Consider the following 25,789-nt stretch of genomic DNA (forward strand, 5'->3'; position numbering starts at 1 on the left):
TCGCCTCCATTTCCTAAGTTTCGATGGGAATAATGGATTCAGAATATCGATAAAGCCGAGCACGAAGAATTGCTGCTACCATCGGCTCTGTCGATACTTGGAGTATTGAATGGACCGCTATACAGAAATCCGGAGCTTCGTTCTCGTCACCGAAAAAGGCAGCTTCGCCGCCGCCGCGCTGGTTGAGGGCGTCACTCCGGTTGTCATGGGCCGCAGGCTGGACGCGCTCGAGCAGCGCCTTGGCGTGCGCCTGATGCATCGCTCAACCCGCGGCCTGACCCTGACCGCCCTGGGCGAACAGTTCATCGAGACCTGCCGCCAGTTGCTGCGCGATTTCGATATTGCCGAGAACAGCATCAGTGCGGGGCGCAGCACGGTGCGCGGCCATCTTGTGGTTTCCGCGCCGGCCGCGTTCGGGCGCTCGCACGTAGCGCCGCACGCACCGGCCTTCAAGGCGATCAATCCCGAGTTGAAGATGTCGTTCAACTTCACCGACAGCGTGGTGGACCTGGTGCGCGAGGGGTACGACATGTCGATCCGCATCGGCGAAGTGCAAGATCCAAACTACGTGGCTGTTCCCCTTTTCCCAAACCGGCGAGTGGTATGCGGCACGCCCGAGTATTTTGAACGCTACGGCGTGCCCCGAACGCCCGAAGACCTGTCCCACCACAACTGCCTGGCCTTCAATTTGCAAGGCGGGCAGCAGCGCGGATGGACCTTCCAGCGCGACGGCAAACTGTTCGCGGTGCGTGTCGATGGCGATCTAGCCTGCAACGATGGCGAACTGCTGTTCGGCTGGGTCAAGCAGGGACTGGGGATCGGATGGCGCTCCACATGGGAAATTCAGGCCGAGCTCAAGCGCGGCGAACTGGTGACCGTGCTCGATGAATTCGCGGTGCGCAGTTACCCGATCCAGGCTGTGTATCCCCAGCAGCACTATCTGCCTGCCAAGATCCGGCATTTCATTGATTACCTGAAAGGTATCTACAACGCCCCGGGATATTGGGAAAAGCAAGGACTGAGCTGAATCGCGACACTTCTGCCGAGAGGACGATCCAAACTGGCGACTTTGGCTACAATGCGATTTTTGCACTGGATACCCCCATGGACCCGAAAGATTCCCTCATCGAATATCCCAGCGACTTCCCCATCAAAGTGATGGGCACGGCGCACGAGGACTTCGTCGCCACGATCACCGATGTGATACTCGAGTACGACCCGACCTTCCACGTCGGCCGGATGGAACAGCGCCCGTCGGCCAAGGGCACGTACATGGGCCTGACGGTGATCGTGCGCGCCACCAGCCGCGAGCAGCTCGACGACCTGTACCGCAGCCTGTCGGCCCATCCGATGGTCAAGGTGGTGCTGTAAGCACAGCGTTTGTGATGCGCTGGCGGCATGGTCCCGGCGGCGGGCATCCGCCTGGCTTATAATGACGGGGCTGTCCATTTCCCCACGACTTCCCCATGCAAGCGACCCGCCCCGCCATGCCGATCATTCGCGAGCTTGGCCGCGCCGACTACGAGCCGACGTTCGCCGCAATGCGCGCCTTCACCGACGCGCGCACCCCCGACACGGTTGATGAGCTGTGGATCGTCGAGCACCCGCCGGTGTTCACGCTTGGCCTTGGCGCCGACCGCGGGCACCTGCTGGCCGGCCCCGGCATCCCGACGCACCAGATTCCGGTAGTGCAGACCGACCGCGGCGGCGAAGTGACCTACCACGGCCCGGGCCAGGTGGTGATCTACCTGCTGATGGACCTGCGCCGCAACAAGCCTGGCGGCAAACTGTACGCGCGCCAGTTTGTGGCAAAAATCGAACAGGCGGTGATCGATGTGTTGGCGGCGTATAATCTCGACGGCGAACGCGTTGCCGGCGCGCCCGGCATCTACATCGCGCAAGGCCCGCTCAAGGGAGCCAAGATCGCCGCGCTGGGGCTGAAGGTGCGCGGCAACGGCTGCACCTACCACGGCGTTTCGCTGAACGTGGCGATGGACCTGGCGCCGTTCTCGTGGATTAACCCGTGTGGCTATTCGGGCCTGGCCACGGTCGACATGCGCACCATGGGCGTGGAAGCGCCGCTGGCCGACGTCCAGCACGCGCTGGCCCAAGCCCTGGTGGGCCACCTCGCTAACCTTGACCCGGTCCAGCCGCAAGAGGTCGTTTCAAAATGAGCAGGGCAAGGCGCGGCGACGAAGACAGTGCAGTTGCACGGCAAGGAGCCGCAACGCAGCCATGCTCAATTTGAAATGACCTCTTAACCGAACAACCCAAACTGAACGCCCCAAAAGGGCATGAGCCAGATGACTACCAACACCGACACCGGTACTGTTCCCTACAACGCCAGCGAAAAGCAGAAGGGCGCCAGCAAGACCTCGCGCATCCCGATCAAGATCGTGCCGGTCGAGCAGACCGAGCGCCTGAAGAAGCCGGACTGGATCCGCGTGAAGGCGGCGTCGGCTTCGTCGCGCTTCTACGAGATCAAGGACATCCTGCGCGCCAACAAACTGGTGACGGTGTGCGAGGAAGCGAGCTGCCCGAACATCGGTGAATGCTTCGGCAAGGGCACCGCGACCTTCATGATCATGGGCGACAAGTGCACCCGCCGCTGCCCGTTCTGCGACGTCGGCCACGGCCGCCCGGACCCGCTGGACGTGAACGAGCCGCACAACTTGGCAAAGACCATTGCCGATCTGCGCCTGTCGTACGTGGTGATCACTTCGGTGGACCGCGACGACCTGCGTGACGGCGGCGCTGGCCACTTCGTGCAGTGCATCCAGAAGACCCGTGAGATGAGCCCGAGCACGAAGATCGAAGTGCTGGTGCCCGACTTCCGCGGCCGTCTGGAAAAGGCGATCAACATCTTCGCCGAGGGTCTGCCGGACGTGTTGAACCACAACCTGGAAACCGTGCCGCGCCTGTACAAGGAAGCGCGCCCGGGCGCTGACTACAAGCACTCGCTGGTGCTGCTGCGCGACTTCAAGGAGAAGTATCCGGGCGCGGTGACCAAGTCGGGCCTGATGGTGGGCCTGGGCGAGACCGACGAGGAGATCCTCGAGGTGATGCGCGACCTGCGCGAGCACAACGTGGACATGCTGACCATCGGCCAGTATCTGGCGCCGTCGAATTCGCACTTGCCGGTGCGCCGTTATGTGCATCCGGACGTCTTCAAGATGTTCGAAGAGGAAGCGTACAAGATGGGCTTCGTGCACGCGGCCGTGGGCGCGATGGTGCGATCGTCGTACCACGCGGACCAGCAGGCGCATGAGGCAGGTGTGGCGGCGTAAGCGTCTCACCACTGAGCCAAAGCCGGGGTCAGGCAGCAGCCTACCCCGGTTTTTTTCTGGATCGGCTTTGATCGTCGCCGCTCTGTGAATTACTTTTGGTTAATGAGATAAATTGTCAATCTTCCTTTCGGTACGTCAATAGCGTTTCCGATAGGCACACCACAATGAGGCATGTACTTCTCGTGGAGAACGTCATGTCTTTCGTCTATCACGGTGCGCTCTTCCTAGAAAACAAACCGAAGGTCGATGGAGGAGAGTGCGCTCGGCTCATCCAAAACCTGCTGCCGTGGGTCGGCCACACATCGCGGTGGCAACCAGGGGAAAACGTCATTGACGTGCTGGCATCCGGCAGGCAAATCGAGCAGGGAACTGCCATCGCTACTTTCGTTGACGGCCGCTACCCTACCTATGGCCACCGTCACGCTGCATTGTTTCTGTGGCCCATTACCAGCTGCACATTCGACCCGAAGACTGGGCAGTGCAAGATTATGGCGATCAAGATGATGGACCAGTGGAATCCCCACCCCGGCGCCCACTTCAAGAAGGACCATATCAGTAGCCGTGACGTTCTGCCATACGGTAAGAACGCCGCTGCTTGGCCAATCTCGGACAATGCCAGCATGTTCTACATCATCGAGTAAAGGCCGCCATGCGCGCAAACGACATCAAGCACTTAACCTTAGCCACATTAGCCTTAATGCTCCTTTGTGTCCTGTTTTCTGGGGTTGCGAGAGCTGGACAGCGCATTGCCTGTCCCATGATGGTCGATGTCCGTCAGGTGACCGTTGAATCACCGGCTGGATGGACCGGAATCTACGGTCCTTCCGGCACGCGTCCTTTGCTCGGCGCTGAGGCGATTTTCACTACTGGATCGCTGCGAGATTCCTGGGGTGAGTTGCGCGATCCGCCGACCGTTAAGAAGAAGGGTGGGGCCGTGATCGAAACCAAGTACCCTCTGCCGCCAGAGCGGGAGCTGGGCAAGTGGATCATCTGCCACTACGGGGAGAGCTTGTACCAAGCCATGAAGCTGCCGACTGCGACGAAGGAATGCGCTGTGACGTATAACCGTGAATATACCGATTCCGCCAGCAAAAAGCCGGTGTATCGAGTCGCCGACATTACGTGTAAGTAGGGACTAGATGTGTTCCCTGTCGCAATTCAGTCCTTACTGCACAACTCTTTTTTGGCCAAGCCGGCCAGCTCTTCCGGCTCAAGCGAGAGAATTGTATTCGCATCTGGAACAAGGTCTGAAAGTGTGGCCATGCATCTATGCGTAAGGAATTTGGATGCTGAAGTCTTGCCCTTTAGCGTCCTTCCCCCAGACTTCGACACTTCTTGGCGGAGGCCCCCAGTCGTCACTTATCAGTTCATGTACAAGACGCTTTCCTGCAAGCCCCTGTGACTGAAGTAGATGCAGTCGGGATAAGAAATCCAGGTCTTTAGCATATTCCTGAAGACCTCCATCGACGAAGCGAATGGATACGTTGATTTCGCTCATAAGCTCTCCGTATTCGAAGTCAGGCCTCTAGCCTGAAACTATTTGCTCCTATGGGGATGAGCCGAAACTTTGGTGGGTGGTATGGCGGCCAAGGTATTGCTGATTCACGGAGGAGCCATTGTTCAATCCAGTTGGTGCCCGAATCCCTAAGCTCGGGACAGTTCTTCCAGAATCCGGGTGTCAGTTTGAATGGACGGATCGTACCGCCGAGGTCCAGAGTAATTTGACTCCACGCTGGTTTGAAGAATGCATCTCGATTGGCGCGTCCCACACGGACGCCGTAAGTCCCTTTACCGTTCGACCAAGGTGTTACATGCATTTGGTTTCCTTCTAGTTGATCTTGTGCCTTCTAGAGATCGGCCGCCATGGCGAGGGCTCAGCCCACCGGACATCCCATATCGCCCCCTCAGCTAAATAATGATCATACTAAAATTGCCAAGAGGAAATAAATCCAATATTCTGTACTTGCCGGCGTTTCTGCCGCGCTAACTCCAATTTGAGGGTATCTAAATTGAACATTGACACAGTACGACAGTCCCTCGAATGGCGTTTTACTTTCACCTACATTATCAGCTTTGTCGCCTTGTGCGGTTATAAGGTTGTCTTAGATAGGAACTACTTTCGAAAGCATTTGAGCATGGTCAGGTTTGGTCTTGCTGTAACTTTCCTAGCTTGCTATTTATACGGAATGCAAGCCGTTCTAAATGCGGGTAGCAACATGGAAGACGCCGTAAACAAAGTGGTGCAAGATTCCCCTGGGACGCAAGAGCTACTACGCGCTCATTGTCAGCGCGCTTGGGTCAATGACGTAACCGGCACCGCAAAAAATGGGCTGTCCGACCTTTCGCCGTGCATAACCCTGATTGCAGTGATATCCAAAGAGCAAAAAGACATTGCTGACGGAAAAGCGGCCCTGCCTTCATCGTTGATGACGCTTCTAATTGCTTTTTTAAGCGCTTTTCAAGGTGGGCTTTGTGCGACCTTCATGTATGCGTGGGCTACCACCGTCCGTGAGCCTTTCGACACCCGGGATTAGTTCACTGCCAACGGGAGCCCTGGGCTCCCTGGGGCGCCGATCGTGACTCCGTGTCCGGCTGCTGTCTCGGGTTAATCGGCGCCGAGAGTGGCTCATTAATTACCGCATTTTGTGTCAGTAATTTTTTAACTCCCAACTCCATTTTTTCATTGCCGCACGTCATCCCATACCAGGTCAAACCGTGCCAGGTATTTCTTTAGCCTATCCGCGTCATTTGGTCGCTCCTTGGCACTGCGGGAGATGGCAAACAGCTTCCTTCCCGCATCCGAAAGGGTCTTCGATTTTCGGCAAACTTCGATAACCGCCTTGAGCTGTACGGCATCGAACAGGTCCAGCCCAGCTGCTTTTTGGCCAAGGACTTCCACCAAATCGATCTCACTTGGTTCTGCCGCCTCATCTGAGTAGTGCTGCCACAGACGCCGCAGTCGTCCAACTTCGTCCTGCACGATTACATCTGTGATACGTCCCGCCTCCGCAAGCGTCGCCATACGCTGCACTGACGCGGACAGGTCGCGGAAATTGCCCACCCACTGCGCTTCCGCCGACATGGCGAAATCCATGTAACGGCTGCGCGCTTCCTTATTCAGGCGCACGACCTGCGAGTTCTCCGCGCCGAATTGGGCGAGCAGGTAATCGATGTTGGGCTCAATGTCTTCGGCTCGCGCGGTCAGGCCGGGCAGTTCATATGTCCACAGATTGATACGCGCGAACAGGTCTTCGCGAAAACGGCCCGCGACCACTTCCTTCGACAGGTCCCGATTCGTGCCGGCGATCAGCAGGAAGTCGCTTTGGACTTCGTTGTCCGAGCCGACCGGGTGGAAGCGCTTTTCTTCGACGGCCTTGAGGAGCATTGCCTGCTCGTCCAGGCCCAGCTCACCGATCTCGTCAAGAAAGAGCAGACCCTTGTGTGCACTGCGCAGCAAACCAGCGCGATCCGATGCCGCACCGGTAAACGCTCCCCTGGTATGCCCGAACAAAGTCGAACCGGCGCCGTCACCACGCAGCGTCGCGCAGTTAATCTCGACGAACTTGCCGTCGATCTGGTGCCGGGCCCGGCGCAGTTCGTATATGCGGCGCGCCAGGAATGATTTGCCGGCGCCGGTCGGCCCCATCAGCAGCATCGGTGCCTTCGACTTGATGGCCACACGTTCGATCTCATCGATCATTTTGTTGAAGCGCGCATTGCGCGTGGCGATGCCAGACTTCAGGAAAGCGACGCCTTCTTCCTGTTCGCGTGTGAAGCGTTGGGCGATCTGGTCGTACTTCGACAGGTCGAGATCGATGAGCGCGAAGGTGCCCGGTTTGCCCGCTGCATGTCGGGGTGGCGGCGCTGTCTGTAGCAGGCGGCCGGGGAAGTAACGCGCCTCCGTCATCAGGAACATGCAGATCTGTACGACGTGCGTGCCCGTGGTGATGTGGATCCAGTATTCCTCGTTGTCCGGATCGAATGCATAGCCGCGCGCGAAATCGAACAGCGCGGCATACACCTGTTCGAAATCCCATGGATCGTTCATTTGCACGCGATGCGAATTAACTTCTGTCTCCGGCGAAACGGAGGCGATATCGACTTTGACCAATTCCGCCAAGTCGCCGTGCCTGCCGTTAAACAGCAGTTCGATACGATCGATCACCACTTCTTCGTGCTGCGTCAGGGCCACGGTCGGACGCCATTTTTCCCAGCGGGTGGCGCCTTTGCCGCTATCGAGCTGGCTGCCGACAAAGCCGATCACTACGGTACGTTTCTTCTTCATTTTTTGGATAAATATTTATCTGAAAAGATAATTTATCACATATTTCCTCGAATCAGGTAAATGAGATCCGGCCTGCGATTATCAAAATAAAATTCATAAGAATCAGCTACTTACAAGGCAGGCAAGGGCGTCAAAAGGAGAGCTGGCACGGCCATTGCAATAAGGAAGGTACAAACCAAGAAAAACGAGGAAATGAAAATGGCAAACGCTAACTTGTTCCAGAGTCTGAAGAGCAAACTCTTGCCGGCCACCGATACCATGAACGCCGAGTTCGCCCCGGCCTATGCCTTGTCGCCGAAGCAGCAACTGGCGCAGTACGCTGCGACGGGCTGCCTGAATGCCACTTACTACGCATCGGCCCAAGCGCAGCTCGACACGGTGCTCGCCCTTGGCAAAGAAGTGGATGCACGTTTCATCGCGCAAACCGCGATCTATTGCCGTGAGCGCGGCTACATGAAGGACATGCCTGCGCTACTGGCCGCCGTTCTGGCCTCCAAAGGCGCTGCGGAATTGACGCCGGCATTTGGCCGGGTGATCGACAACGGCAAAATGCTGCGCAATTTTGTGCAGATCATTCGCTCCGGCGCGACCGGCCGCAAATCGCTGGGCACGCGGCCAAAAAAGCTGGTGCAAGCCTGGCTGAACAATGCGTCGGAAAAGGCGCTGCTGTCTGCCGCGGTCGGCGACAATCCGTCGCTGGCGGACGTGGTGAAGATGGTGCACCCGAAACCGGCCGAAGCCTGGCGCGAAGCTTTCTTCGCCTGGCTGATCGGCAAACCGTACAACGCGGCTAACCTGCCGCCAGCCGTGAAAGCGTTCGAGGCTTACAAGCAGGACCGCTCGCAACCGTTACCGGACGTGCCGTTCCAGATGCTGACCGCGCTGGACTTGCAAACGGCGGACTGGGCGCAGATCGCCCGGCAAGGCGGCTGGCAAATGGTGCGTATGAACTTGAACACGTTTGCGCGCCACGGCGTGTACGAATTGCCCGGCATGACGGAAGCGATCGCGGCAAAGCTGCGCGATCCGGCGGCAATTGCGAAGGCGAAGGTCTTCCCGTACCAGCTTCTGTCCGCGTGCCAGTCGGCTGGCGACAACGTGCCCTTTGCGATCCGAGAGGCGCTGCAGGATGCGCTGGAAATCGCGCTGGCGAACGTGCCGGCGCTGGAAGGCAAAGTCGTGGTGTGCCCGGACGTGTCGGGTTCGATGCGTTGGCCGGTGAGCGGCTACCGCACCGGCGCGACCACGGCGGTGCGTTGCGTTGACGTGGCCGCGCTGGTGGCGGCCGCCATCCTGCGCAAGAACGAGGATGCCGTGGTGCTGCCGTTCGAGGTGGATGTAGTGAAGCTCGGCCTGAACCCGCGCGACACGGTTCTGACCAACGCGCAAAAGCTGGCATCGATCGGCGGCGGTGGTACCAACTGCAGCGCGCCGCTGGCAGCTATGAACAAAAAACGGATGCAGGCCGACTTGGTCGTGTTTGTATCGGATAACGAATCGTGGATCGACGCGACGCGCCATGGTGCGACCGCCACGATGCGCGAATGGGCTGTGTTCAAGCAACGCAATCCAGACGCCAAACTGGTTTGCATCGACGTCACGCCCAATGCCACGACGCAGGCCAAGGAAAGCAAGGATGTGCTGAACATCGGCGGTTTTTCGGACGATGTGTTCAACATCATCGCCGCCTTCGCTGCCGGCCAGTTGGGTGCGGCGCAGTGGGTGGGTGAAATCGAGTCGATCACAATTTAGGAGAACGTCATGGGCTGGACCATCAGCGTTGGACGTACAGATTTTGGGCAGAGGACGAATGCCGGTGTGACTACAAACCTGACGTGTGCCGTCACGCCGATTACTCGTCGGGCCAATGCCCAAGTAACGGTTTCCCTGAATGCAGGCAGGACTACATCTGGTGACGCCGGTTCGATTCCGGCCTGCCAGGTCGAACAGGTCTGGCAGAATGTCCTGTCGATCCTTGTCGGGGAGCTTTAACAACTTTCGGCGAATGCCGGTGGAACTACATCACTGTTAATGAGGCTGTCGCGGGTTCGAATCCCGCCGGAGGCAAAATACCGCCACCGTAGCTCAGTTGGTAGAGCACCTGTTCCACCCAACCTTGTCGCCACTTTTTTCGATGAATGCAGATGGAATTACATGGACAGAGCACCGGGGCAAACCCGGAGGCCCCGGTTCGACTCCGGGTCGGCGCAAGCCGATAGCTCAGGGAAACATTCCATCAATCCTCGTCATCACTTGTTATCACTAACGAAGAGAACTATGGAAAAGCAAACTTTCGACGTCATGGCGGTAGAGGGAGGCAGCCCGGTCAAGATGTGGACGCGCGGCGTGCCGGTCGAGGAAGAAGCCAAAAAGCAGCTGTCGAACACGGCAAAGATGCCTTTCATCTACAAGCACATCGCAGCGATGCCAGACGTGCACCTGGGTAAAGGCTCGACCATCGGCAGCGTGATCCCGACGCTGGGCGCGATCATCCCGGCGGCCGTGGGCGTGGATATCGGCTGCGGCATGATGGCTGCCAAGACCACGCTGACCGCGAACGATTTGCCGGATAACCTGGGCCCGCTGCGTTCGGCCATCGAGCGCTCGGTCCCGCACGGCATGTCGCCAAAAACGCGCGGATTCAAAGGCCGCGACAAGGGTTCGTGGGACACGCCGCCGAAACCGGTTGATATCGCCTGGCTGCAGTTGAAGGACGAGTTTGACGCCATCTGCGAAAAGACGCCGAAGCTGAAAAACACAAACAACTACAAGCATCTGGGCACCCTGGGCACGGGGAACCATTTCATTGAAATCTGCCTGGACGAGGTGGGCTTCGTCTGGTTCATGCTGCACTCGGGTTCGCGCGGGGTTGGCAATGCGATCGGGACTTACTTCATCGAGCTGGCGAAGAAGGATATGCGCACGCATTTCATCAACTTGCCGGATGAAGACCTCGCTTACCTGCCGGAAGGCACGCAGCACTACGACGACTACGTGGAAGCGGTCGGTTGGGCGCAGAAGTTCGCCCGCATGAACCGCGAGGTGATGATGCAGAACCTGATCGCCGCGGTCCGCACCGTGATCACCAAGCCGTTCGAGACGCACGTGGAAGCGGTGAACTGTCACCACAACTATGTGCAGAAAGAAAACCACTTCGGCAAGGACGTGCTGGTCACCCGCAAGGGCGCCGTATCGGCGCGCGAAGGCGAGTTGGGCATCATCCCGGGCTCGATGGGGGCCAAGAGCTACATCGTGCGCGGCAAGGGCAACCCGGAAAGCTTCCACAGCTGCAGCCACGGCGCCGGCCGCACCATGAGCCGTAACGAGGCCAAGCGTCGCTATACCGTGGAAGACCAGGTCAGGGCTACCGAAGGCGTGGAATGCCGTAAGGATGAACACGTCATCGACGAAATCCCGATGGCCTACAAGGACATCGATGCGGTGATGGAAGCGCAGCGTGACCTGGTCGAAGTTGTGCACACGCTGAAACAGATCGTCTGCGTGAAAGGCTGAATTTTGCAATCCGGATGCCCACGCAGGCGGCCAATAACAAGAAGAGAGATCAAGAAGAAATGATCGAATTAGACGGCTCTGCAGGAGAAGGCGGCGGCCAGATACTGCGCTCTGCGCTGACCCTGTCGATGCTGACGGGCCAGCCTTTTCGCATCCAAAACATCCGCGCGAACCGTTCCAAGCCAGGGTTGATGCGCCAGCACCTGGTGGCCGTGCAAGCGGCGGCCGAGGTGTGCGGCGCCCAAACCGAAGGCGCACAAGTGGGTTCGCTGGCGTTGACGTTCACGCCTGGCGCGATCCGTGGCGGCGACTACCGGTTTGCCATCGGCACGGCCGGCAGCTGCACGCTCGTCCTGCAAACGCTGGTACCGGCATTGTTGTTCGCGAACCGTCCTTCGACCGTGCGGGTCGTGGGGGGAACGCATAATCCTATGGCCCCGCCGGCGCATTTTCTGCAGCGCGCCTACGCGCGGACGCTGGCCGATTTGGGCGCGACGGTCGACTTTCAGCTGCATCGCTTCGGTTTCTACCCGGCTGGCGGCGGTGAAGTGACTGCCACGATCCTGCCATGCAGCGGCTTGCGTCCTTTCGAATGGATGTCGCGTGGAGAACGTGTGTCCGCCTATGCCGAGAGCTTTGTCGCCGGCATCCCGGCTGGCGTGGCGAAACGTGAGCTGGAAGGCATCCGCGCTGGCATGGGCTGGGAAGCCTCTCAACTGCGCGAATGCATCCTGCCCGCCGACCAAGGCCCTGGAAATGCCCTGCTGATCACCCTGGAATACGAGCACGTTACCGAGGTGTTTACCGCCATCGGCGAAAAGTCCTTGCGTTCTGATGTTGTGGCGCGCCTGGTGATAAAGGAAGCGCAGCGTTACCTTGCTTCCGATGGTGCGGTGGGTGAGCATCTGGCCGACCAGCTGATGTTACCGATGGCCCTGGCCGGCGGCGGACGCTTCACGACTGCCAAGGTCTCCCTGCATGGCAGGACAAATGCACATGTGATCGAGCGATTTCTGCCGGTGCGTTTTTTATTCGATGAGCAGAGCGGCGTATATACCTGTTCGGTCGAATCCAGCACGGGCCGCGAAACTCAGTTTTCGTGACTGATAACGCTCGGCGTGTCCTCGCAGTTCAGCAGCAATGCGAAACGGTTATTGAATTTGCCTACCAAGGAAATCGGAACGGAAGACGCGCCTCCATCTATTGAAATGCGCGCTTCCATATCCTGGTTCTCAAAGGACTGCAATTCCTTTATCAATTGCGATACCGACTTTCCCCGGCTTGGCCAGTCTGCATTGGACATAGATCCTCCTGCTCTGCTTTTCGATAGGCTATGTCACCGGTAAGTGTGGGTTTCGTAGGGTGCGCACCTGTGCGCACGCGGTTCGCGAACGTAGCGTAGGGAAGCAGCAGCCGCAGGTCAGTATGCGGTGACCGCGTGCGCACTTCGTGCACACCCTACGGAGACTTTGCGCCCGCTGGGCGGACCTCCCACACTTAGCGATGACATAGCTTTTCGGTATGCTATTCATAGCGTAACGCCTCGATGGGATCGAGACGCGCCGCCTGGCTGGCTGGCACCACCCCGAACACCACACCCACGGTCCCCGAAAACAGCACCGCCAGCGCCACCGCCCACCACGGAACGACTGCGGGCGGGAAGTTGGGAATCATGCTGGCGATTGCCACTCCCAGCGCGTAGCCGATCGCCAGCCCGAGCAGGCCGCCCAGCAGCGACAAGGTGACCGCCTCGATCAGGAACTGCAGCAGGATATCCCGGCTGCGGGCGCCGATCGCCTTGCAGATGCCGATCTCGCGTGTCCGCTCCTTGACCGACACCAGCATGATGTTCATGATGCCGATCCCGCCAACCAGGAGTGCGATGCCGACCACGCCGCCCATCACCAGCGTCACGGTGGTGCTTATCTGGTCGAAGGACTTCGCGATATGGTCCGCCGATTCGATCTCGAAATCGTCGCGCTCGTCCCCCGTCAGTCGGTGGGTTTGGCGCATGACCGTACGGATGTGGCTACGCGTCTCTTCTATTTTGCTCAGGTCGCGCACCGCCAGCGTAATTTGCAGTTGCGGCCGTGTGTTGTTGCCGATAATGCTTTGCCCGGTCTTGTACGGGATGATCATGTAATTGTCTTGCGACATCCCGAAGATCTCGCCGCGCTTTTCCATGACGCCGATGATCTTGAACCACTCGTTCGCATACAGCACGAATTGTCCTACCGGATTGGCCGGCAGGTGCAGCTCCTCGATCAGCTTTTCGCCGATCACGGCCACGCGGCGCGCGCTGGCGTTGTCGGAATCGCTGATGAAGCGCCCCACTGTCGCATAGCGCTGGTTCACTTCCTGATAGCTGGCCGTGGTGGCGAACACCCGGGCGGTGGTCGACATGCCCGTGAAGCGCACTTCCGAGGCGTTGGGCGAGAAGACCGGACTGAGCTCGCGGATTTCGTCGACCCGCAGGCGAAGCTGCTCGACGTCGTCGAAGCGCAGGTAATTGATCTTGCCGCGCATGATGTCTTTGAACTCGTTGTGCGGCCGCAGCGTCAGGCCGTTGCCGCCCAGTCCTTCGAACTGGTCGCTGACGCTCTTGGACAGGCCCTGGATCAGCGAGATGACGGTGATCACCGAGGCCACCCCGATGATGATGCCAAGCGATGTGAGGAAACTGCGCAGCCGATGCGCGCGGATCGACATCAGCGCCGAGCGCAGGCTTTCCAGAAGCAGGTTCATGTCGCTCCCCTTGCTGCCGTCATGTCCGACACGACTTTGCCATCGCGCAGACGCACCACGCGCTGGCATTGCTCGGCGATCTCGGGCTCATGGGTCACGATAATGACGGTCTGGCCGCCCTCGTGCACTTCGCGGATCAGGTCCATGATCTCGCGGCTGGTGGTGGAATCGAGGTTTCCGGTCGGTTCGTCCGCCAGCAGGATCGACGGGTTGCCGACCAGCGCCCGCGCGATCGCCACCCGTTGGCGTTGGCCGCCTGATAGCTCGTTCGGGCGGTGGTGCATCCGTTCGCCTAATCCGACGCGCTTGAGCGCCCGTTCGGCCTGCGCCAGGCGTTCGCGCAGCGGGGTGCCGCGGTAGATCAGCGGCTGGGCCACGTTGTCGAGCGCGCTGGCGCGCGGCAGCAGGTGAAAGCTCTGGAAGATGAAGCCAATCTCCTGGTTGCGCACGCGCGCCAGGTCGTCACCGGACATGGCGGCCACCTCACGGCCGTTGAGCCAGTACTGGCCGCTGCTCGGCTGGTCGAGGCAGCCGACGATGTTCATCATGGTCGACTTGCCGGAGCCGGACGCACCGATGAACGCAACCATCTCGTTGCCTTCGATGCCCAGGTCGATGCCCTGCAGCGCATGCACTGTCTGGTCGCCCATCCGGTATTGTTTGGTAATGCCCTGCAGGCGGATCACTTGCCGGCTCCGGCTGCCGTCTTGACGTCCGCGATCTTCAGCTCAGGTTTCTTGACACTCACCAGGTCGCCGTCGCGCAGCTGGCGCAGCAGGCGCGCCGGGCCGACCGCGATCGTCTGGCCGGTCGCCAGCCCCTTCGTCACTTCCTGATTGGCGTCGTCGGATAGTCCCAGGTCCACCGTCGTCTTTTTCGCCTTCCCGTCCTGGATGACGAACACGTAGCTGACGTTCTTCGTGCGGTCCTTGGCGCCGGCGACTTCCTCGTTCAGGATCGCCTGGATTGGCACCGCAGGCTTGGCGGCGCTGCTGCCGACGACAATCTCGACGCGGCAGGTCATCCCGGAACGCAAGGCCAGCTTGGGGTCAATCAGGTGCAGCTTGACCACATAGCTGCGTCCCTGGCTGGCCTGGGCCAGCATGCTCTTGGGCGCCATCGCGACGCTCTCGACGCGGCCCTGGAGGGGCTGGTCGGGAAAGGCCGCCGGGAACACTTTGGCCTGCTGGCCGACCGCGACCCGGGCGATGTCGGCTTCGTCCACGTTCACTTCGGCCATGATGGAGCCGACGTCGGCGATTGTCATCAGGGAGGAGCCGGCAATGCCGGTCGCGCTGGCGACGGCGGTCTCGCCGACCTTGATCGGCACCGCGGTCACGGTGCCGTCGATCGGTGCGCGCACCTCGGTCTTGGCCAGGTGCTCGCGCGACTGCGACAAAAGCGCGCTGGCCTGTTCGAGGTTCTCGCGGCTGGCGCGCAGTTGAACCTTGGCCACATCGACCTGATGCACGGCGTCGTCATACTTGGAAATGTCGATGTAGTTTTCCTTGTACAGCCGCCCGGTGCGCTCCAGGCTACGCTCCTGGTTGGCCAGGTCGATCTGCGCCCGCTCGATGGTGATCGCGGCATTGCGGCGGTTGGCTTCCTGTTGCGCTACTGTGGCCAGGTACACGGTCGGGTCGAGCCGCAGCAGGGGCTGCCCGCGGGTGACGTGATCGCCTTCCTTCACCAGCACCGCTGCCACCTTGCCGATCACCTCGGCCGATAGCTGGACTTCTTGCCGGAACACCAGGTTGCCGGTGGCGAGAATCGTCGGGCGGATTTCCAGCTTTTGCACGGTCGCCACCTCGGCTTCGTGGCGCGGCTTTCCGCCGGAGAATTTGACCGCCACCGGGACGATGAGGAAGGCCGCCACGACGGCCGCGCCAATCAGTTTTTTTCGCATGCGTTCACCCGACGACGGCGATCTTCGTGGCCCACAGGCCGTACACGATCAGGTAGGGCAGCAGGGCGACAGTCACGCAGGTTCCGGTCGAACGCCCGGTCCAGGCTTTCAGGCCAAACACCGCCAGGGCAATGCTCCAGATGGTGGTCAGGTCGATATTGCCGGCCAGGCCAGCCCACGGATTCGATTGCGGGAGGTGGAACAGCAGGTAGTTGAGCGAGACCATGTTCAGGTCTTCTGGCGCCAGTTGTCCATGCGAGGTCATGATCTGCAGCATCGACAGCGGCACCCCGAGCAGGCGGGGCAGGCTAATCCAGACGGAGAAGCCGAACCACTTGCCATAATTGATATCGGCGGCGGTTCCAATAATCTTGCCGGCCACCAGGTAATACAGGGCAGCCACCGCGCAGATCAGCAGTGTGCCGATCACGGCGCCGAGCCCTGCCATCCACATCATGGTCGTGGGCGTCATAAAGCGCTCCATGGCCGCGCGCGCTTCGGGCTTTACATTCGGTTTCGCCGATAGCATGTGCTCGCGTAACCAGTCGAAGTCGAGGGTGGCAACCCACCAGTAGGTGACAGCCAAGCTCAGCAGGATCAGGATGAGCAGAGGAAGCCAGGCATGGGTCTTGGTCTTCAGGCGCGCGAAGGTGCGCGTGGGTTCCAGAAAAACATTACCGATGTCGAAGAACGCTTGCGTAGCCATATAGTCTCCTTTATTCGTAGCAACTTATTGTATGTCATTTGAGCATGTAACCGACCATTTGTCACAATGAGTTATTTGGGACATATGCATGTCGTAATGCATATCGCGCAGATTGAAGAACTACAGGCGGCTGCTGGCGAGAATGGCGCGCGGATCAAGGTCAGCCTGATTACCGGCGAGGAGGTCTATTGCTGAGGGTGTGCAACTTGGCGGAGTGGTGCGTTTCGATGCCACCTGTCCCCTTCTTCCGCGATATAGTGCGTATCAATCAGAAATCGCGCAGTCGCAACATGAAATATTCACCTAATCACAACGAACCCGATCACGCCGCGGCGGAAGACGACGACGCCTTGCTGGCGCATGAACTGAACCTGGCCGAACGCGGCATCGAGCTGGTCAAGATGGAAGGCCGGGTGTTCCTGCGCTTTGACGGCGAAGTCCGCTACGAAGGCCTGCGCGTGCCTTACCGGCTGGTGCCGTCGCGCGGGGTGCTGGCCAAGCCCAGCAAGTGGCGCCGGATGGAGGCCGATGCGCGCCGCCAGCTGATCGTGGAGCGCGCCACGCCCGAAGCCATCGAGGAGCTGCAGAGCGAAGCGGAGGCGTTCGTGCGCGAGACCGCCGAGCGGGCCGACGAGGCGGGCTATGATCCGATGCTGTTCCTGCATGTGCTGGCCGAGCTCGAAACCTCCGAGCCGGCCGAGTATGTGTTCGAGCGTCTGGCGCAGCGCCTCGAGCACGCGATCGAGCGCGAGCAGGAGGAGCGCCACGCCCAGCGCACCAAGGAGAGCATCAACCTGGCCGAATATCCCGCCTCGTTCGAGGTGGCGAGCAAGATGGCGCGCAAGTTCATCGCGCTGCTCGGCCCGACCAACTCGGGCAAGACGCACAAGGCGATGGAAGCGCTGGCCAAGGCGGAAAGCGGCATGTACCTTGCGCCGTTGCGGCTGCTGGCGCTGGAGAACTACGAACGGCTGCAGGAGGCCACCGGCCCGAATGGCGCGCCGATCAAGGTAAGCCTCATCACCGGCGAGGAGCGCCGCCTTGCGGACGGCGCCACGCACGTGGCCAGCACGGTCGAGATGCTCGACACCAGGACGCCGGTGGAGGTGGCGGTGATCGACGAGATCCAGATGCTGTCCGATCGCGACCGCGGAGCGGCCTGGACCGCCGCGGTGTGCGGCGCGCCGGCGCATACCGTGTACCTGGTCGGGGCACCCGAGGCGCGGCGCGCGATCGAGGCGCTGGCCGAGCGGCTCGAGTGCCCGCTCGAGGTACATGTCCTGAAGCGCAAGGCGCCGCTGTCGATGGAGTCGGGCCCGGTGAGGAAGCTGCGCAACCTGCGCCGCGGCGACGCGGTGATCGCGTTCTCGCGGCGCGAGGTGCTGATGTGGCGCGATATGATCACCGAGACCGGGATGTCCGTGTCCACCGTCTACGGCAACCTGTCGCCGGAGGTGCGGCGCGCCCAGGCCGCGCGCTTTCGCGAGGGGCAGGCCGACGTGGTGGTCGGCACCGACGCGCTGGCGATGGGCCTGAACCTGCCGATCCAGCGCGTGGTGATGACCACCGCGGTCAAGTACAACGGCATCGAGGAGGAAGAGATTTCGGCGGCGCTGGCCAGGCAAATCGCCGGCCGCGCCGGGCGCTATGGCGTGCACGAGGAAGGCTTCGTGGCCGGCTACGACGACGAGACGCACCACGTGATGCGCTCGCTGATGCGGGAGAAGGTGCCGCCGGTGCCGGCTACCGGCTTCGCGGTTGCGCCTTCGCTCGAGCAGCTGCACCGGATCGCGTCGGTCACCGGCGAGGACTCGCTGGTCAAGCTGCTGCGCCGCTTCGTCCACAACATCGACGTGCCGGACGGCTTCTTCTTCCCCAAGATCACCGAGGAGCAGAACGAGCGCGCCGAATGGCTGGACAGTCTGCCGCTGTCGGTGGCGGAAAAGTATACGCTGTCGCTGGTGCCGATTTCGACCAAGGTGCCGAGCCTGCAGCACGCTTGGGAGCATTGGGCGCTGTCGCTGTCGAAGAAAAAGGTGTGCAAGCTGCAGCCGCATCCGCAGGAGCTGTACTGGCAGAACCTGCAGGAGGTCGAGGATACCTGCCGCATGTATTCGGCCTACGCCTGGCTCGGCTACCGGATCGCCGAATACTTCCCGAGCATCGAAGAGGCGCAGGAACTGGCGCGCGATGCGTCCGAACGGGTCGACTCGCTGCTGCGCGAGCAGAACGCGGCGGCGCGCAGGAAGGGCAAGCGCGAGGGCAAACGCGGACGCTTCGACCGCTAGGGCAGGCAGCGCGCGGCGATGCCGCCGCCGCTGCCGCCCGCCACACGGATATCGGACGGCGGATAGCCGTTGTCGTGCAGGATCGCGGGCTGGCCGAGGTAGCGCAGTTGCAGAGGTTCGCCCGCGTAGTTCGGCAGAGCGCGCGGCACGAAGATCGCAAAGCGGAAGTGCAGGTCCGTGAAGTGGCCGCGTTCGAAAACGGTGCTGCGCGGACCCTGGTGGATCTCGGCGCCGATCGCCTGCACGATCAGGGGCGTGTCCTTCGGCGTGTTCAGGTCAAGCGATCCCTGGTAGCGCAGGGTGTAGGGCTGCAAGGGGCCGAAACGGTATTTGCCGTATTGAATGCGTACGTCGTCCACATTGAAACGAAAGCCCGGCAGGACGATGTCACTGGTATCGGCCTCGCACAGGACGAACACGGCCCAGAAGCCGCTGCTGTCGCGCGGCCGGACAAAGTCGACCGGTTCAAGGCGGCTTGGTAGCTGGACCGGGTTGGTAAAGCGGATTTCGTGCACGTTGGCGACGTGCTGGTAGCGCAGCACCGCCGGATGTTCGCGAACCGAGCTGGTGGTGGTGCAGGCGGACAAACACAACAACAGTGCGGCGGTGCCCCATAGCGTGCGCATCACATTTCCCTTTCGCCAGCATGAGCGCGGGCTGGCAGTGGACGAATGGGTCAAGCTTGGCTGAATGTCCCGTTATCGGGTTGAGTTAGCGCAGGCGTGCTGTGGCATTGGCGCGAAGCGTATTCGCTGTCGTTTCCGGACACTGCTGGACTTCCTGCGGAGGCGCCGTGCTGGCTCGACCCGATTCTGAGCTAGGGTGCGTACCTGTGCGCACGCGGTTCGCGAACGCAGCGCAGCGATGCCGTAGCCGCAAGTCGGCACGCGGTGACCGCGTGCGCAGCAAAGCTGCACACCCTACGCAGGCTGTCGCTCCGTGATGTCATGCGCCTCAGCCTGCGGCCAAGGCTTTTTGCAGCAGCGCATGCAGCGACGGGAACTCCGGCTCGCCCACATAGCGCTTGATGATCTTGCCGTCTTTGCCGATCACGAAGGTGGTCGGCGTCAACTTCACATCGCCAAACTGCTTGGCGATGTCGCCGCTGGCGTCCAGCGCAACCTTGAACGGCAGCTTACGCGTCTCGGTGTAGTTGAGCACGTAGTTCGGCGGGTCGTAGCTCATTGCCACCGCCACGAATTCCAGGCCCTGTCCCTTGAACTTGTTATACGTGTCGACCATCGCCGGCATCTCATGGATGCAGGTGGTGCAAGAGGTAGCCCAGAAGTTGACCATCACGACCTTGCCGCGCAGCGACTGGGTGCTGATCTTTTGGCCATCGATGCTGATGAAGGTGACGTCGGGCGCCGGCACGCTGCGCGCGAAGGTCGCGTAGCCGATGCCGGCAAGTACGAGCAGGGCCGCGCCCAGTGCAACCGGGGTTTTCCAGGAACGGGGGGAAGCGGGAGCGGTCATGATCTTGTCCTCATGCTGGCGGCCTGGCCATTATAGCCCGGCCGCCGGCGCCTGGAACCGCGTTCAGGAGTTGGTGGTCGAGGTTTGCGCGGACTGCGGCTGCAACAGCTTCAGGTCTTCTTCGCTGATGTATTCGAAGATCTTGACCACGCGCTGCACGCCCGATACGCCCTGTGCCACCTGGGCCGCGATATTGCCTTCGCGCGGGGTCACGATGCCCATCAGGAAGGTGGTGCCGTTCTCGGTCACGACCTTGAACGACACTGCCGACACGGTTTTCTTGTCGATCAGGCTGGCCTTGACCTTGGTGGTGACCAGCGCATCGGACGAGCGCGAGGTGTAGCTCGACGGGCCGGCGATGATGAGCTCATTGATCACGTTCTCGACGTTGGCGATGCCGCGCACTTCGCGCTCGACCGCCCGCTTCGCTTCCTCGCTGTGGACTTCACCGGTCAGCAACACCTTGCGGTTGTAGCTGGTGATGTTGACGTGGGCATTCGGCCCGGCGATCTTGGGCACCTGGAACTCGGCCTTGACCGTGATCGCCTTGTCCTCGGTTTGCGCGCCCAGGGTGCGGCGGTCGGCGGTGGCGACCGCGCCGACAACGGCGCTGCCGACCATCATTTCGACGCATCCCGCGAGCGATGCCAGCAGCGCGCCGCACAACACGGCTTTTGCCAGCGGACGGATCAGGGTCTGGCCAGTTTTATTCATTCGTCATCTCCTCCGAATAGCGCGACGTCGATGCCGTCGCAGATGCAATGGATTGTCAGTAGGTGCACTTCCTGGATGCGCGCGGTGCGCGCATGCGGGACGTTGATATGCACGTCGGCATCGGTGAGCAGCTTGGCCAGCGCGCCGCCGTCCTTGCCGGTCAGTGCGACGATGCGCATCTCGCGTTCGAGCGCGGCTTCGGCCGCGGCCAGCACGTTCGGCGAATTGCCGGACGTCGAGATCGCCAGCAGGATGTCACTGGCCTGGCCGAAGGCCTGGACTTGTTTGGAAAATACTTCCTTGAAGCTGTAGTCGTTGGCCACCGCCGTCATGATCGAGGTGTCGGTGGTCAGCGCAATGGCCGGCAGCGGAAAGCGCTCGCGCTCGAAACGGCCCACCAGTTCGGCCGCGAAGTGCTGGCAGTCGGCAGCGGAGCCGCCATTGCCGCAGGCGAGGATCTTGTTGCCGTTGGATAGGGCGCTGAACATCAGTTCAACGGCCTGCGAAATCGGTTGGGACAGAGCCGCCGCGGCCCGGGTCTTCAGGTCGGCGCTCTCCTGGAAATGAGCGAGGATGCGTTGAGTATTCATAGCCGAGGATTATAGTGCAGTGGAAACCCCCGGCGGGCAAGCCTTGAATAAATTGCTTACACTTCAATGACATTGCGCAACCAATGGAGCTGATCGCCGTCAATTGTGATGACATCGAAGCGACACGGCGGGGGGCGGGAAAAGCGCAGCAGGTAGGTCTGGGCGGCGCGCACCAGGCGCCGGATCTTGTCCGGGGTGATGCTGGCGGCGGCGCCGCCATGCTGGTAGCCGGCGCGCTGCCTCACTTCGACGAAAACGAGGGTGTCGCGTTCGCGCATCACGAGGTCGATTTCGCCGCCGCGGCAAGTAAAGTTGGCTTCGACCAGCGCCAGCCCGTGCCGTTCCAGGTGCATACGCGCGCTGCGCTCCCACAGCCGGCCCTGGTCCTGTCTGGGCGAGCGCATGTCAGCGCGTACCCTGTGCCGGGTGGAACGCGCCGTCCTGGTAGATGACGGGCGCCTCCTTGCGCGCGAAGCCTTGCGTGGTGCCGTCGAAACTGATGGTGAGCAGGCCCGTGACCCCGTCCAGCGTGAACGGGGCGTTGGGATGCTGGACGACCTGGCGCGCGATGCGAAACGCGTCGATGCCCAGCGCGTACATGCGGTCCAGGTCGAGCGCTTGGCCGCTGGCGTGCCGGCGCGGGTAGGCCATCACGCCGGGGTTGTCGTGCAGAACTACCCACGGCAGGTCGACCAGGCGAATGCCGTCCAGCTCGGGCACCTTGGTCCCGGGTTCTCCCGGATTGATGGACGAGGTGCCGTAGCTGGGAATCACGAGCACCAGCGCGGAGCGCACCTGCCGCAATTCGTTGGGATCGAGTGCGGCGAACAACAGCTCCGGGCGGTCGACGCCGACCCGGACCCCGAGCTGGTCGAGCGCGTCCTTGTCGACCGTGTTATTTTCGATTGGCAGGTCGACGCGCTGGCTGTAGCGGCCAAGGTCGGCCCAGCTCGCCTCGAACGCCTTGGCGATGCGCTGCTGCCAAACGGCCGGGCCGGCCAGGACCAGCGCCCGCCCGTTCGGGTGCTCGAGCGCCGCCCATTGCGCGACCTGGTCGGCCTCGGACTCGTTCGACAGCCCGACCGCCAGCATCTGGCGTGGCAAGGCCACTCCCTGCGAGTGGCTGAGCGCGATCGTGGGCCGGATCAGTACCGCGCTGCCGGCCAGCAGGTCGATCGAGGACCGGGTCAGCGGGCCGACGATGATGTCCGCCTCGGCGGCGGCGCGCGCATAGGCGTCCAGCCCTTCCTGCGGGGTGTCGCCGGTGGCGATCACGTCGATCAGAAATCCGTCCCGGTCGTGATCCCACGCCGCCATGAAGCCGTCGCGCACAGCCTCGGCGGCTTTGGCGAGGGTGCTAGACTTGAGCGGCAACAGCAGGGCGATGCGGATGGTGTGGTTGGGCGTCGGCTGCGGCATGGCAGCCGGGCCGGGCGGCGCGGGGATTGCCACGGGCGGCGGCGGAGGCGGCCCACTTGTGTTTGCCACCTCGGGCGCGCAAAATGCCCCGGGCTCGGCGCACATTGTGCTGCAGCCCGCAAACAAGCCCAAGGCTGCGGCGGCAATGAGGCCAGCGAGACTTTTTATCAGCATATGGTTCCCCTACGATGACAGAATCCCAGTCCAGCCTGATTGCACGGCTCCCCATCCTGCAAGAGGCAGCCCAGCAGTCCTATCCTACCGCAACGCTGTACGTGGTGGCCACACCCATCGGTAACGTGACGGACATTACCTTGCGCGCGCTGCACCTGCTGGCGCTGGCCGACGTGGTCGCGTGCGAAGACACGCGCAAGACCGGCGCCCTGCTCGCCCGTTTCGGCTTGTCCAAGCAGATGGTCGCGGCGCACCAGCACAACGAGCGCGAGGCGGCGGACAAGCTGGTCGCTCGCCTGCGGGCGGGCGAACGGGTGGCGCTGGTGTCCGATGCCGGCACGCCCGCCGTGTCCGATCCGGGGGCGCGCATCGTCGATGCGGTGCGCGATGCGGGGCTCAACGTGGTGCCGGTGCCGGGTTGTTCGGCAGCGGTGACGGCGCTCTCGGCCAGCGGGCTGGTGAATGACCGCTTCCATTTCGTCGGTTTTCTGCCGGCCAAGGCGAAGCAGCGCGAGGCGGAGCTGGCCGGGCTGGCGCGCATGTCCGCCACGCTGGTGATTTACGAGGCGCCGCACCGGATCGTCGACTGCGTGGCGTCGCTAGCGGCGGCGTTCGAACCGACCCGGCAGGTGGTGTTCGCGCGCGAGCTGACCAAGCTGTTCGAGGAAATCCATCGCTGCCGGATGAAAGAGGCGCTGGCCTGGATCAAGGCCGATCCGAACCGCGAGCGTGGCGAATTTGTCGTGCTGGTCGAAGGCGCTGTTGCCGAGAACGACGACGCACTGGAGGCCGAGGCCGACCGCGTCCTGCAAATCCTGCTGGCGGAGTGCCCGGTCAAGCAAGCGGCGCACTTGGCGGCGCAGATCACGGGACGCAAGAAGAACGCGCTGTACGACCGCGCGCTGCAGCTCAAGGGCGGGTGATGGCGCCCGGCTGATACCAAAATGCCTGAAAATCAGGGTTTCTGCCGTTTCGCCTTGACCGGAATGTGCATAGCCGGTATGATCTGCCTCCTCGTCGGAGTGTAGCGCAGCCCGGTAGCGCATCTGCTTTGGGAGCAGAGGGTCCAAGGTTCGAATCCTTGTACTCCGACCAAGTATAGCGAAGGCCAGCATCGAAAGGTGCTGGCCTTTTGTCGTTTTGATCACCGAGGCCGGGCGCCGTGTAGAACGAGCGCGTAATCGAACAGCAGGCTCTCAACCGGCACCTCCCTTGAACGGACCGCCATCTGTCCTGCCTCGATCACTTCCTTAAGGCACCCATTGGGGTGGAATTTGCTGCCGGGTTGCAGCAGCACCAGGACCTTGCCCGTGCCCGCTGGCGTATCCCGGCACAGTTCGCCCGGGAGCCGCACACGGAAATGCGGCGGCTGGATATGCAGGTTGCCGCCGACGATGCGGTCTGGCACCACGATCGTGCCGACGCCCGGAAAGCGCCGCGCGATCTCGTTTGATAATTCCGGATACGGCTGGTTGATCCGCGGATGCCGCCCGAATGCCGACTGCACGTACGGGCGCAGCCCCAGCACAATCGTGATCATCCCCCCACATACGGCCGCATACACTAGCAGGCGGCGATAGACCGTCGCCTGTTGCGGCGGAAACCAGACGAAGCAGGCGAGCGGCAGCGAGAACAGCAGGGTCTGCAGCCAGCGGCTCTTGGTGTGCGCCAGTTGCCCGCTGAAAATGAGGACGGTGATGCATGCCAGGCCGCCTACATACAGCCACAGGAACAGGCGCGCATCCGGCGTGTGCAGGTGCGGCCGCGCCTGGCGGGGGGAGCGGTAAGCGGCGACGAGCGCGATCCAGAGCGGGGTGATGTACGACACAATGCTGTAGATCAGGTTTTTTACGCCGGTCTGCACGCTCACGGTGTAGCTCGAATAAACATTGCCGTCGTTCATCTTGTTCAGGGTGTCCTGCGTGGCGGTCTGGAACTGCTGGACGAACCAGAACCCGTGCGGCAGCAGGCACAGCGTGGCCACCGCGATTGTGATCCATATGTCCCTGGTCCAGATCACCTTGCGGTGGGCGGGTACGGCCAGGCTGGCCATGGCAAGGCCGAGCAGGAAGATCACAAAGTTGTACTTCGATTGCATGCCCAGTCCCAGCAGCAGCCCGAGCAGCATGCGCCGGGCCGTGCCAGGCTGGCGCAGGAGGGCAAAGTAAGTCCACAGCGCGGCGGCGGCCAGGGCGGTGGCAAGGATGGAATGGGAGCGGTCCATCTGGGCTTCCCAGCCGAGCGGGACGATCAGGACGAGCGAAGCGGCGATGGCCGACGCGGCCAGCGACCCCAACAATTGCCTGGCCAGGCCGAACACGCTCCCATACAACATGAACAGCAGGGCGTTTTTCAGCAACGACAATCCGACATGGCCGGTGCCGAAGACCTCGAAGAACAGCCATTGGAGCCAGACGTACAGGGGCGGCTGGCTGCCGTAGCCGAGCGTTATTTCCTGGGCAAAGAAGACGCTTTCCGCTTCGTCCCACTCCAGACCGTCGAGCTGGGCAACACGGATCACGACCTGGGCCGCGAAGTACAGGGCCAGTGCCAGGACGAAGGCCTTCCCGGTTTGCTCGCTGCCGACATTTACCGGTTCCGAAAGCGTCGTCACGTCAGCTCCCCGCGTGGTGGACACGAGGACCAAGGCTAGCGAAAGCTCTGCCGGCGGGGTCAACCGGCGTCA

At 61.6% G+C, this 25,789-nt stretch carries 27 protein-coding genes and 1 tRNA gene; 14 read left to right on the plus strand and 14 right to left on the minus strand.

Annotated elements, in window-relative coordinates; genetic code table 11:
* The first annotated feature begins 109 nt into the window (after positions 1-109).
* From E4O92_RS23105 to E4O92_RS23130, 6 genes are all read left to right on the plus strand, one after another.
* Positions 110-1,027: a LysR family transcriptional regulator gene (locus E4O92_RS23105; RefSeq protein ID WP_135191992.1), complete on the plus strand. Its 918-nt coding sequence runs from the start codon at positions 110-112 to the stop codon at positions 1,025-1,027.
* Positions 1,028-1,104: 77 nt separating this feature from the next.
* On the plus strand, positions 1,105-1,371 hold the full coding sequence (locus E4O92_RS23110; RefSeq protein ID WP_135191993.1) for a DUF493 family protein: 267 nt from the start codon (positions 1,105-1,107) through the stop codon (positions 1,369-1,371).
* A 95-nt stretch (positions 1,372-1,466) separates the two neighbouring features.
* Positions 1,467-2,174 (plus strand): lipoyl(octanoyl) transferase LipB, encoded by a 708-nt coding sequence (lipB, locus tag E4O92_RS23115; RefSeq protein ID WP_135191994.1) that lies wholly within the window; start codon positions 1,467-1,469, stop codon positions 2,172-2,174.
* Positions 2,175-2,303: 129 nt separating this feature from the next.
* Positions 2,304-3,287 (plus strand): lipoyl synthase, encoded by a 984-nt coding sequence (lipA, locus tag E4O92_RS23120; RefSeq protein WP_135192032.1) that lies wholly within the window; start codon positions 2,304-2,306, stop codon positions 3,285-3,287.
* Between the two features lie 194 nt (positions 3,288-3,481).
* Positions 3,482-3,928 carry a BPSL0067 family protein gene (locus E4O92_RS23125; RefSeq protein ID WP_135191995.1) on the plus strand — a complete coding sequence of 149 codons (447 nt, stop codon included), beginning with the start codon at positions 3,482-3,484 and terminating at the stop codon, positions 3,926-3,928.
* Positions 3,929-3,984: 56 nt separating this feature from the next.
* Complete coding sequence (locus E4O92_RS23130; RefSeq protein ID WP_307721762.1) at positions 3,985-4,419, plus strand: STY0301 family protein; 435 nt, start codon at positions 3,985-3,987, stop codon at positions 4,417-4,419.
* Between the two features lie 135 nt (positions 4,420-4,554).
* On the opposite strand, the gene E4O92_RS23135 is transcribed toward E4O92_RS23130, so the two are convergent.
* Positions 4,555-4,785, minus strand: a complete 231-nt coding sequence (locus E4O92_RS23135) for a hypothetical protein (RefSeq protein ID WP_135191997.1) — start codon at positions 4,783-4,785, stop codon at positions 4,555-4,557.
* A gap of 511 nt (positions 4,786-5,296) precedes the next feature.
* Between E4O92_RS23135 and E4O92_RS23140 the strand changes: the two genes are divergently transcribed.
* On the plus strand, positions 5,297-5,821 hold the full coding sequence (locus E4O92_RS23140; RefSeq protein ID WP_135191998.1) for a hypothetical protein: 525 nt from the start codon (positions 5,297-5,299) through the stop codon (positions 5,819-5,821).
* A 146-nt stretch (positions 5,822-5,967) separates the two neighbouring features.
* Here the strand turns inward: E4O92_RS23140 and rtcR are convergent, their stop codons facing one another.
* A complete protein-coding gene (rtcR, locus tag E4O92_RS23145) occupies positions 5,968-7,572 on the minus strand; it encodes an RNA repair transcriptional activator RtcR (protein ID WP_135191999.1) in 1,605 nt (534 codons plus the stop codon).
* Positions 7,573-7,770: 198 nt separating this feature from the next.
* Between rtcR and E4O92_RS23150 the strand changes: the two genes are divergently transcribed.
* From E4O92_RS23150 to rtcA, 4 genes are all read left to right on the plus strand, one after another.
* Positions 7,771-9,324, plus strand: a complete 1,554-nt coding sequence (locus tag E4O92_RS23150; protein WP_135192000.1) for a vWA domain-containing protein — start codon at positions 7,771-7,773, stop codon at positions 9,322-9,324.
* Between the two features lie 9 nt (positions 9,325-9,333).
* Positions 9,334-9,564 (plus strand): hypothetical protein, encoded by a 231-nt coding sequence (locus tag E4O92_RS23155; protein ID WP_135192001.1) that lies wholly within the window; start codon positions 9,334-9,336, stop codon positions 9,562-9,564.
* A 285-nt stretch (positions 9,565-9,849) separates the two neighbouring features.
* Positions 9,850-11,085: an RtcB family protein gene (locus E4O92_RS23160; protein WP_135192002.1), complete on the plus strand. Its 1,236-nt coding sequence runs from the start codon at positions 9,850-9,852 to the stop codon at positions 11,083-11,085.
* Positions 11,086-11,144: 59 nt separating this feature from the next.
* Positions 11,145-12,188, plus strand: coding sequence for an RNA 3'-terminal phosphate cyclase (gene rtcA / locus E4O92_RS23165; protein WP_135192033.1), 1,044 nt, complete (start codon positions 11,145-11,147; stop codon positions 12,186-12,188).
* Here the strand turns inward: rtcA and E4O92_RS23170 are convergent.
* The 5 genes from E4O92_RS23170 to E4O92_RS23190 form a co-directional block, all read right to left on the minus strand.
* Positions 12,176-12,388, minus strand: a complete 213-nt coding sequence (locus E4O92_RS23170; RefSeq protein WP_135192003.1) for a hypothetical protein — start codon at positions 12,386-12,388, stop codon at positions 12,176-12,178. The two genes, rtcA and E4O92_RS23170, sit on opposite strands and share 13 nt — an antisense overlap.
* Positions 12,389-12,609: 221 nt before the next feature.
* Positions 12,610-13,830, minus strand: coding sequence for an ABC transporter permease (locus tag E4O92_RS23175; protein ID WP_167759866.1), 1,221 nt, complete (start codon positions 13,828-13,830; stop codon positions 12,610-12,612).
* Positions 13,827-14,516, minus strand: a complete 690-nt coding sequence (locus E4O92_RS23180) for an ABC transporter ATP-binding protein (RefSeq protein WP_206076931.1) — start codon at positions 14,514-14,516, stop codon at positions 13,827-13,829. The genes E4O92_RS23175 and E4O92_RS23180 overlap by 4 nt, the downstream gene beginning before the upstream one ends.
* A complete protein-coding gene (locus tag E4O92_RS23185; RefSeq protein WP_135192005.1) occupies positions 14,513-15,736 on the minus strand; it encodes an efflux RND transporter periplasmic adaptor subunit in 1,224 nt (407 codons plus the stop codon). Before E4O92_RS23185 ends, E4O92_RS23180 begins: the two co-directional genes overlap by 4 nt.
* A gap of 4 nt (positions 15,737-15,740) precedes the next feature.
* Entirely contained in the window at positions 15,741-16,442 is a 702-nt protein-coding gene (locus E4O92_RS23190; RefSeq protein WP_135192006.1) for a YIP1 family protein, read from the minus strand.
* Between the two features lie 290 nt (positions 16,443-16,732).
* Here E4O92_RS23190 and E4O92_RS23195 point away from each other — a divergent pair, with 290 nt between their 5' ends.
* Positions 16,733-18,730: a helicase-related protein gene (locus E4O92_RS23195; protein WP_135192007.1), complete on the plus strand. Its 1,998-nt coding sequence runs from the start codon at positions 16,733-16,735 to the stop codon at positions 18,728-18,730.
* Here the strand turns inward: E4O92_RS23195 and E4O92_RS23200 are convergent.
* The 6 genes from E4O92_RS23200 to E4O92_RS23225 all read right to left on the minus strand — a co-directional run bounded on the left by E4O92_RS23200 (position 18,727) and on the right by E4O92_RS23225 (position 22,962).
* Entirely contained in the window at positions 18,727-19,356 is a 630-nt protein-coding gene (locus E4O92_RS23200; protein WP_135192008.1) for a hypothetical protein, read from the minus strand. The genes E4O92_RS23195 and E4O92_RS23200 overlap by 4 nt on opposite strands.
* Positions 19,357-19,684: 328 nt before the next feature.
* The gene (locus E4O92_RS23205; protein WP_135192009.1) at positions 19,685-20,206 is read right to left on the minus strand and encodes a peroxiredoxin family protein; all 522 of its coding nucleotides are present in this window, start codon (positions 20,204-20,206) and stop codon (positions 19,685-19,687) included.
* Between the two features lie 63 nt (positions 20,207-20,269).
* A complete protein-coding gene (locus tag E4O92_RS23210; protein ID WP_135192010.1) occupies positions 20,270-20,920 on the minus strand; it encodes a BON domain-containing protein in 651 nt (216 codons plus the stop codon).
* A complete protein-coding gene (locus E4O92_RS23215; protein ID WP_135192011.1) occupies positions 20,917-21,510 on the minus strand; it encodes a phosphoheptose isomerase in 594 nt (197 codons plus the stop codon). The genes E4O92_RS23210 and E4O92_RS23215 overlap by 4 nt, the downstream gene beginning before the upstream one ends.
* A gap of 56 nt (positions 21,511-21,566) precedes the next feature.
* Positions 21,567-21,914, minus strand: a complete 348-nt coding sequence (locus E4O92_RS23220; RefSeq protein WP_135192012.1) for a YraN family protein — start codon at positions 21,912-21,914, stop codon at positions 21,567-21,569.
* Between the two features lies 1 nt (position 21,915).
* A complete protein-coding gene (locus tag E4O92_RS23225; protein WP_229483688.1) occupies positions 21,916-22,962 on the minus strand; it encodes a penicillin-binding protein activator in 1,047 nt (348 codons plus the stop codon).
* Positions 22,963-23,117: 155 nt separating this feature from the next.
* Here E4O92_RS23225 and rsmI point away from each other — a divergent pair, with 155 nt between their 5' ends.
* The gene (rsmI, locus tag E4O92_RS23230) at positions 23,118-24,026 is read left to right on the plus strand and encodes a 16S rRNA (cytidine(1402)-2'-O)-methyltransferase (RefSeq protein ID WP_135192014.1); all 909 of its coding nucleotides are present in this window, start codon (positions 23,118-23,120) and stop codon (positions 24,024-24,026) included.
* A 95-nt stretch (positions 24,027-24,121) separates the two neighbouring features.
* Positions 24,122-24,198, plus strand: a tRNA-Pro gene (locus E4O92_RS23235).
* A 49-nt stretch (positions 24,199-24,247) separates the two neighbouring features.
* Here E4O92_RS23235 and E4O92_RS23240 read toward each other — a convergent pair.
* Positions 24,248-25,717 (minus strand): glycosyltransferase family 39 protein, encoded by a 1,470-nt coding sequence (locus tag E4O92_RS23240; RefSeq protein ID WP_167759867.1) that lies wholly within the window; start codon positions 25,715-25,717, stop codon positions 24,248-24,250.
* Between the last annotated feature and the right edge of the window lie 72 nt (positions 25,718-25,789).

Origin of the sequence: Massilia horti, assembly GCF_004614195.1 — a bacterium.
Classification (GTDB): Bacteria; Pseudomonadota; Gammaproteobacteria; order Burkholderiales; family Burkholderiaceae_D; genus Telluria; species Telluria horti.